This is a genomic window from Pseudoalteromonas sp. SIMBA_162 (assembly GCF_046535955.1).
Classification (GTDB): Bacteria; Pseudomonadota; Gammaproteobacteria; order Enterobacterales; family Alteromonadaceae; genus Pseudoalteromonas; species Pseudoalteromonas marina.
Genome location: NZ_JAWJBQ010000144.1, coordinates 1 through 353, shown reverse-complemented (window position 1 = coordinate 353; position 353 = coordinate 1). Strand labels below are relative to the sequence as shown.

1 pseudogene is annotated in these 353 nt (G+C 62.3%); it reads left to right on the top strand.

The annotated features are described in order from the left end of the window. Positions 1 to 63: 63 nt before the first annotated feature. Positions 64 to 353: pseudogene (locus R0J88_RS19080) on the top strand (hypothetical protein); the annotation flags it as partial.

Sequence of the window (353 nt, the reverse complement as noted above, 5' to 3'; positions counted from 1 at the left end):
ACCCGGCTGCGGTATCCAGGTATCCGAAATCCCACTCGATGCTGGTTATCTGGAAGCTGCAGCATGAAGCCTTTGCCCTACCCTGTTTGCCATCACCTGACCGCCGCCGTTGCATTCGCCCTGTTCACGCCAACGGCCTTCGCCGAGCCTGCCGAAACGCCAGGCGACAAGCTGCCAACAGTCACCGTCACAGCGGAGCACCGTGAAGAGAACCTGCAGAAAACCCCGCTGGCGATCAGCGCCTTCGACGAGCGCACCCTGCAGGATGCGCAGATCAACAACGTGCGGGACCTGTCCGGTCGGGTGCGCAACCCCACCCTGGACCGCCAGTCCATTTCCTACAGCGCACAACC